Source organism: Gammaproteobacteria bacterium (assembly GCA_013696315.1).
Taxonomy (GTDB): domain Bacteria; phylum Pseudomonadota; class Gammaproteobacteria; order JACCYU01; family JACCYU01; genus JACCYU01.
Genome location: JACCYU010000157.1, coordinates 1 through 6862, shown reverse-complemented (window position 1 = coordinate 6862; position 6862 = coordinate 1). Strand labels below are relative to the sequence as shown.

Genomic DNA, 6862 nt, shown 5'->3' with positions numbered 1-6862 from the left:
GGCGGCGGTGGGGGCGGTGGGGGCGGTGGAGGCGCCAGCACGGTGATCGTGACGGTATCGCTGGCGGTGGCGCCATTATCATCCGTTACGATCAGTCGAAAAACTAATGCGGCGCCAGCGGGCGCGCTTGGAATGATAAATGTCGGCTGCGTCGCATTGAAGGCCGCCGGACTTTGCACAGGGACGCCGCTAATTTGTTGCCACGCATAGGTAAGCGAGCCATCCGTATCCGCGCTGGCGCCGCCATTGAGCGTGATCTGCGCACCTGGCCGGCCACTTTGATCCAGACCAGCATTGGCCGTCGGGGCGTCGTTGACGGTAACCGTGACGTTCTCGGACTCGGAAGCGCCGAATTCGTCCGCGGCGCTAAGCGTGAAAACCAGGACGGTACGCTGCTCGACCACCGGCGTGGTGAAGCGAGCCCGCGCGCTGTTAGCGCCGCTCAGTTGCACTGGCAGCCCCTTGATCTGCATCCAGGTAAAGGTTTTGCTTTCAGGCGCTTCGACCAGCACCGTCGCATCGAGCACGATCGGCACGTTCTCGTTCTCGATGCGGTTGTTGGGGTCAACGTTGACGCCCTGCGAACCACCGGAGTCGACAAAACCGCAGGCGGCGAGCGCGATGGCGGGCAGTATGGAGATAAGCTTGTAAATCAATGCCGGGAGTTTGCGCATGGCTGATTACTCTATAAGCCCCAGTTCTCGTCTTCAGCAGGCCTGAAGGCTTTCAGCCACGAAGTCAAGCGAGAATTATGCCACTTAACGGGCGTGCAATAACGTTTCGTGGGCAATTATTTACTGGAGCGGAACTCCAGCGTCTCCTCAGGGCTCGCTTCGAAGCGCCCGTATCTCAGCATGAGAACGGGCATAATCAGGAGATTGAGCACCGTGGAAGACGCCAGCCCCCCGATGATGACTGCCGCCATCGGCCCCATGATCTCGCGCCCCGGGTTGTCGCTGCCCACGGCGATCGGCAACATCGCCAGCGCCGTGACCAGCGCGGTCACCAGAATCGAAGTCAGCCGCTCCTGCGCGCCGCGCAGCGCGGTCTCCGGCGCCCAGCGCATGCCTTCGTTTGTAACGAGATGCTGGAAATGCGAAATGAGCATGATGGAATTGCGCACGGTAATGCCGAACAGGGTGACGAAGCCCACCATTGAGCCCACCGACAGCACGCCGCCCGTCGCCAACGCCGCGATCACGCCGCCCACCAGCGAAAACGGTATGTTCAGGAGAATCAGCAACACATGGCGCAACGATCCCAGCGCGACGTAGATCAGGACCAGCACGCCAGCGCCCGCGAACAGCGAATGCACGATCAGTTCATTCCGCGCCGCGGTCTGCTCGACGGCCGCGCCGGTGTATTCGGGATACGTGTCGGCACTGAAATCGACTTCCGCGTCCACGCGGGTCTTGAGTTCAGTGAAAAACGAGGCGAGATCGCGGCCCTCGACATCGGCGGTTACGGTCTGGACCCGCTGCGCGCCGCGGTGCAATACTGAATAGCGCCCGCTGCCCTGCTCGACAGCGGCGAGCGCAGCAAGCGCCACGATGCCCCCGTCCAGGGTCTTGATCGGTAACTGACCGATGTCACGCGGATTGCGCTTGTACGCCGGGTGCAGCGAAACCGCGACATCGAACACGCGGTTGCCCTCGAAAGCCCTGCCCACTACCGCGCCTTCGTAAGCAATCTGGAGCGCGCGTATTACCGCCATCGGACGCACGCCGAGATCGACCAGTCGCGCGGGAATCAGACGCACGCGCGCCAGCGGCGTACCGGGTGGCGAGCGAACCTGTACGGCCTGCGCGCCGTCGATCGCGCTGATGGCGGCGGCGGCTTGCCGCGCCAGCGCGTCCAGTTCATCCAGGCCCTTGCCGTAGATATTGACCACCACCGGGGCGGTGTACCCCGAAATGGTCTCATCCACGCGCTCGATCAGAAATGTATTGGCCTCGTACACGATGCCTGGAAAATCCTCCAGAATCGCGCGCAGCCGGTCGAATACCCGTTGCTGCGCTGTACCGGAGAGCTGCGTCAGCTCGACCTCGTACTCGCTGTAATGGCTGCCATAAGTGTCGGCGCCGCGTTCCGCCCGACCGGCCCATTGCGATACCGACACTACACCGGGAATGTCCAGGAACCGCTCGGTGAGGCGAGAACCAATGCGGATCGATTCGTCCAGCGAGGTGCCAGGCACGCTGGCCGTGTGCACCATGTAGTGACCCTCGCGCAGCTCGGGGAGAAACTCGCCACCAAGCCACGGCAATATCGACAGTCCGGCGGCCAGGGTTATGGCCGTGAAAGTCATCGCCGTGCGCGGCTTGCGGTTGATCGCAGTTAGCACATTCGCGTAGCGCGGCTTCAGCCAACGGATCAGGGGCGGGTCGTCGTGGCCGTAGCGCCCGTTGCCCAGTAGCAGACAGCACAGCGCAGGCGTGACGGTGAGCGCCACCACCAGCGAGGCCATAATCGCGAGGATATAGGCTACACCTAACGGCGCGAACAGCCGCCCCGCGACACCGCCCAGAGTCAGCAGCGGCACGAACACCAGCGCCACGATGAACGTAGCGTAAACGACCGAGCCGCGAACTTCCATCGAGGCCTTGAAGATCACGTCGCCGATCGACTCTGGCGATACGCGGCGGCGGTTTTCCCGCAAGCGTCGGAAGATATTCTCGGTGTCGATGATGGCGTCGTCCACCACCTCGCCCAGCGCGATGGCGAGACCGCCCAGCACCATGATGTTGAGACTGAAGCCCAGATTGACCAGCAAGGTCGCCGCGCTCAGCAGCGACAACGGGATCGCAACGGTGGAGATGAGCGCGGTGCGCGCGTTGTATAGAAAGATCAACAACACCGCCACAACCAGCGCGCCGCCGATGAGCAGGTGCCCGCCGATACTGGAAAGCGAGCTTTCGATGTAGCTGGCCGGGCGGAACAGATCCCCATGCAGAGTGACGCCTTCCTGCGCGAAGATGTCGTCCAACTCCGCAAGCGCGGCCTCCAGATCCCGTGAAACCGTAAAGGTATTCGCGCCGTACTGCCCGATGATCATCATGACCACACCAGGCTCGCCCATAATCTGCGCCGCGCCGATGGCTGGAGCCGCGGCCATGGTGATTGTGGCGATGTCACCCAGCAGCACGTTCGCGCCGCGGTGCCGTTTCAGGACGAGCTCGCGCAGCGCCCGCGCTGAGTCGGCCTGGCCCGCGACCTGGATGGCCAACTGCTGGTTTTCGTTAGCGACGACGCCAAGCCCCGGCGTGCCGGCCGCCTGACTGACCGCTACTGCGACCTCCTGCAGCGAAAGGCGATATTTGTGCAGTCGCGTGGGGCGCACCTGCACCTGCAATTGACGCACGTCGCCGCCGAAGATGTTGACGTCCGCCACGCCCGGCACGCTCATCAACCGCGGCACCAGGGTCCAGTCCACAACCGTGCGCAAGTCCATCAGGTTGCGGCTTTGTGAGGTCACGCCGATGGTCATCACGGTCGCCGACGAAGACGATAATGGCACAATCACCGGCGGACCCGTGCCTGCCGGCAGGCGCTCGCGCGCGATGGCGAGCCGCTCGGCGGCCAACTGGCGGTTGCGATAGATGTCGGTGTCGTCCTCGAATATGAGCGTGAGCACCGACAGGCCCTGGATGGATTCCGAGCTTATCGTTTGCAGGTCGATGATCCCGCCAAGCGCGCTCTCCAGATGCTGGGTGACCAGCACCTCCACCTGCTCCGCGGCCAGCCCCGGCGCCTCGGTCTGAATAATGACCTGCTTGGGGGAAAATTCCGGGAAGATGTCCAGTCCGGCGTGGAATAGCTGATAGCCGCCGTATACGAGCAACAGCATGGCGGTCGCCACCACCACGCCCCGAAACCGCACCGCAAAGCGGACGATGGCGGCCAGCATTTAGCGCGGCATTCCCGTGTTTTGTAACGCGGGAACCCTCACGCCGCGCGAACGGCGTCCGCGTCGCTGCGACAAATTGAAGCGCTACGCCGCACGCCTCGCGCGCGTCGTATCCACCGGCAAACTGGCGCCTTGTGCAACCGCGACAGCGCCACTAATCGTCGTCCTCTTCCGGGATCTGCCAGCGAAACTCCTCCGACAACAGCATCTGTCCACCGCTGATTACAACCGGCTCTGACGCACTGAACCCATCGCGCACGAACCAGCCGCCGGGGATGTTCGCCGCCGGCAACATGCGGCGCGCGAACAGCTGGTCATCGACCCGCACATAAGCCCACGGTCTTCCGGCGTACCAGACCGCCGCGGCGCCGGGGATCAACAAGCCGGCGGACGACTCGTCGCCGCGTGCGATCCAAGCACTCAGACGCATGCCGGTACGCAAGCCATCGGCGGGAGCGGCAAAGAAAAACGTCTCGCCCTGCGCGAGCGCGTCGGTTTGCGGCGCGACCGAGATAAACCGTGCTTCGCGTGCCTCGCGCCGATTGCCGGCGGCATCGACAAAGGCGTCGGTGGCCGATGAAAGCGCCTCGCCAGAGGTTACCGACAGCCGCAACAGCACGTCATCACGGTTCGCGAGCCGTGCAAGACGTTCGGAGTCAGCGCCCATCGTCGCGGCTGTCAGCACAGCGCCCCACTGTTGAACGGCCTGTGCGCGAAGGTTGGCGATCCGCGCTTCGGACGCCGAGTGCTGCGCCTGATCCACCTCCCAGTGCGACTGCGCCTGGCGCATGCGGCCGGCCGAAATCACGCTGGCTAGCGCATTGAGGCCGCGCAGCCGCTCGTATTCCTGCATGGAGACCTGCAGTCGCGCGTCGGCGATCGCCAGCGCCGCTTGCGCCTGCTCGAATCGCGCGCGCAGCCGCAACAGCGGCAGGATATTGATCACTTCTCCGTAGACGCGGTCTTCCGCCCGATAGCTCGTTGGTTCAAGCGGCGCCATACGGATGCCGCTGCGGCGCTGCTCCTTAGGAGTAAGTTTTACCGCGGGTTCCCCGTCGAACAACAGCGCGCGCTGCGGGGGTTCTTCCTCATCCTCGCCGGCTTCGTCCGTCTCCGATTCGGCAGTCCCGTTTGGTGATGGGTTGAACGCCGCGAGCAGCGCCGAACGCTGCTGAGCAGGCACCAGCATCGCGAGCGCGGCCAGCACAATCGCGAGCGCGAGGAGACCAAGGAGTAATTTCGGAACGACTGTCATGGAACGCGCAATTTTACTCACGCGCAGCGCTTCGCGAAACAGCCCTCTGGTTGAAGATCGACTCGTACGAGAGGTCTTAAGTGCCGGCGGGTTGTGCCGCTTATGGACATTTTGATACCAGTCACGGTTCCCCGCACAGCCGGGCAAACTGAACCACTATCCTGATTGAGTAAAAAACGACGCCTGCGAGCGGCGCGCGAGCACAATAAATCGATTGACGCACGGCACCTGTGCCTGGGGGGATTCTATGTCAAGACCTTTTCTTTTAACTTCTCTGAGCGCCGCGTTGCTGGCGGCCCTGGGTGTCGCTGCCTGTGGCGGTGGTGGCGATGGGGGCAAAATACTAACGCGGTCGGTGGCGGTGCAGCGCGACGACCTCCAGTTCATCTGGCACCATCACAGGCTTTGGCAGCGTGTTCGTCAATGGCGTCGAGACGAGACAGACGAGGCCGCTTTCAACGTAGACGACAACCTCGACGCGCTGGAAAGCGACCTCGATCTCGGCATGGTGGTTGCGGTTACCGGCACCGTGGACGACGACGGCGTCACCGGCACTGCGGACAATATTACGTTCGATCATGAACTTGAAGGCCCCTGATCTCACCTCGGCGGCTGACTTTTTTAATGCACTGACGGCCGGCTCTCTGGTTAAGGTGAAAGATGATCTTCTCAATGACCTGAGCGATGGCGTCGCCGACGAAGTTGAGTTTGAAGACGACGATTAGCCGATCCATGCAGTACAATTGTACGTCTTGCGGCGCCCCACGGGGCGCCGTTTTCTATTATGCATCACCACGCGCGCGTAAGCCGCGCAGCAAGGATGCCACCGCGGGTTACTCGTTGGCTGTAAATCCTACCGCGGGTTCGCCCTGAAACAGCAAGCGCACGTCGCCGGGCCTCTTCATCCGTATGCTCCTCACCAGGTTCATTCGTCTCCGATTCTGCAGTCCCGATTCGCGACGCGTTAAACATCCGCGAGCAGCAACCGTAGGGCGCGTAGTACGCGCCCTACGCGCTGCGGAGCAATGCTATATGCTCAACAGCGACGGTCCGCAAGGTTAACCGTGAAAAAGTAAGCCACCCTCTATCCCGGTGCGCCAATACTGTCCCGTAAAAACGAAGAGGCACGCGCTCTTCGCGGTCGTCACAGCTCTTGCAGCTAGGTGCTGGCCAGCTCCCACGATTGCCTTGACGTAATTATCCTCGGGACAGTGCGCGGCCCACACCGGTATCATTGGGGTCGCGCGACTCGACGGCTGTACGTCGATTATTTACCATCCAGACGCCGCTCAGGGCATTTATAACGGCAGCAGTTCACCAGCACGATCAAATCGGACATCGAACACTCCTTGCACGGCAAAAACGCTCAATGCACGCAGCGTGTGGCGCGGGCGCGTAAAAACGCTATTCAGAAAGCCAGTGGAAAACGTAAAGAAAACGTAAAGGTACGGACGCGTCCGTACAGCCATGGCAAGAGAAAGCGCCGACAGGCGGGCAGCGATAGATCATAAGCCACGCCTCGCGAGCCGGGCGCGGCGGATATTTGCACGGCGGGGGCTACTCGTCTTGTAGTTCGAATACAGCGGTTACCTAGGTGTTTAGTCCCGGCATATGGTGGGTTGGATCGAGTTTGAATCGATCGGGTTGTTGTGTCCATATTTTGCAGATGTACTCGTAGGGCGTGAGGCCTTTGAGTGTCT

6 protein-coding genes are annotated in these 6862 nt (G+C 62.2%); 2 read left to right on the top strand and 4 right to left on the bottom strand.

Translation table 11 applies throughout. The features are described 5' to 3' along the window. The 3 genes from H0V34_09380 to H0V34_09370 all read right to left on the bottom strand — a co-directional run. The coding region (locus H0V34_09380) for a hypothetical protein (GenBank protein ID MBA2491893.1) at positions 1 to 674 on the bottom strand (674 nt) is incomplete at its 3' end. A gap of 116 nt (positions 675 to 790) precedes the next feature. Next, positions 791 to 3907 carry an efflux RND transporter permease subunit gene (locus tag H0V34_09375; protein MBA2491892.1) on the bottom strand — a complete coding sequence of 1039 codons (3117 nt, stop codon included), beginning with the start codon at positions 3905 to 3907 and terminating at the stop codon, positions 791 to 793. A gap of 154 nt (positions 3908 to 4061) precedes the next feature. After that, positions 4062 to 5183, bottom strand: coding sequence for a hypothetical protein (locus H0V34_09370; GenBank protein MBA2491891.1), 1122 nt, complete (start codon positions 5181 to 5183; stop codon positions 4062 to 4064). A gap of 226 nt (positions 5184 to 5409) precedes the next feature. Here H0V34_09370 and H0V34_09365 point away from each other — a divergent pair, with 226 nt between their 5' ends. After that, positions 5410 to 5760, top strand: coding sequence for a hypothetical protein (locus H0V34_09365; protein ID MBA2491890.1), 351 nt, complete (start codon positions 5410 to 5412; stop codon positions 5758 to 5760). Then, positions 5741 to 5887, top strand: coding sequence for a hypothetical protein (locus tag H0V34_09360; GenBank protein ID MBA2491889.1), 147 nt, complete (start codon positions 5741 to 5743; stop codon positions 5885 to 5887). Before H0V34_09365 ends, H0V34_09360 begins: the two co-directional genes overlap by 20 nt. Before the next feature lie 865 nt (positions 5888 to 6752). Here the strand turns inward: H0V34_09360 and H0V34_09355 are convergent. Next, positions 6753 to 6862, bottom strand: a 110-nt coding sequence (locus H0V34_09355) for an IS481 family transposase (GenBank protein MBA2491888.1), incomplete at its 5' end; no start/stop codon positions are given.

What these genes read in the sequence shown, in the direction of transcription:
- H0V34_09375 (MBA2491892.1), bottom strand. Translation starts at nt 3,907, where the DNA reads ATGCTGGCCGCCATCGTCCGCTTTGCGGTGCGGTTTCGGGGCGTGGTG.
- H0V34_09365 (MBA2491890.1), top strand. Translation starts at nt 5,410, where the DNA reads ATGTCAAGACCTTTTCTTTTAACTTCTCTGAGCGCCGCGTTGCTGGCG.
- H0V34_09360 (MBA2491889.1), top strand. Translation starts at nt 5,741, where the DNA reads ATGAACTTGAAGGCCCCTGATCTCACCTCGGCGGCTGACTTTTTTAAT.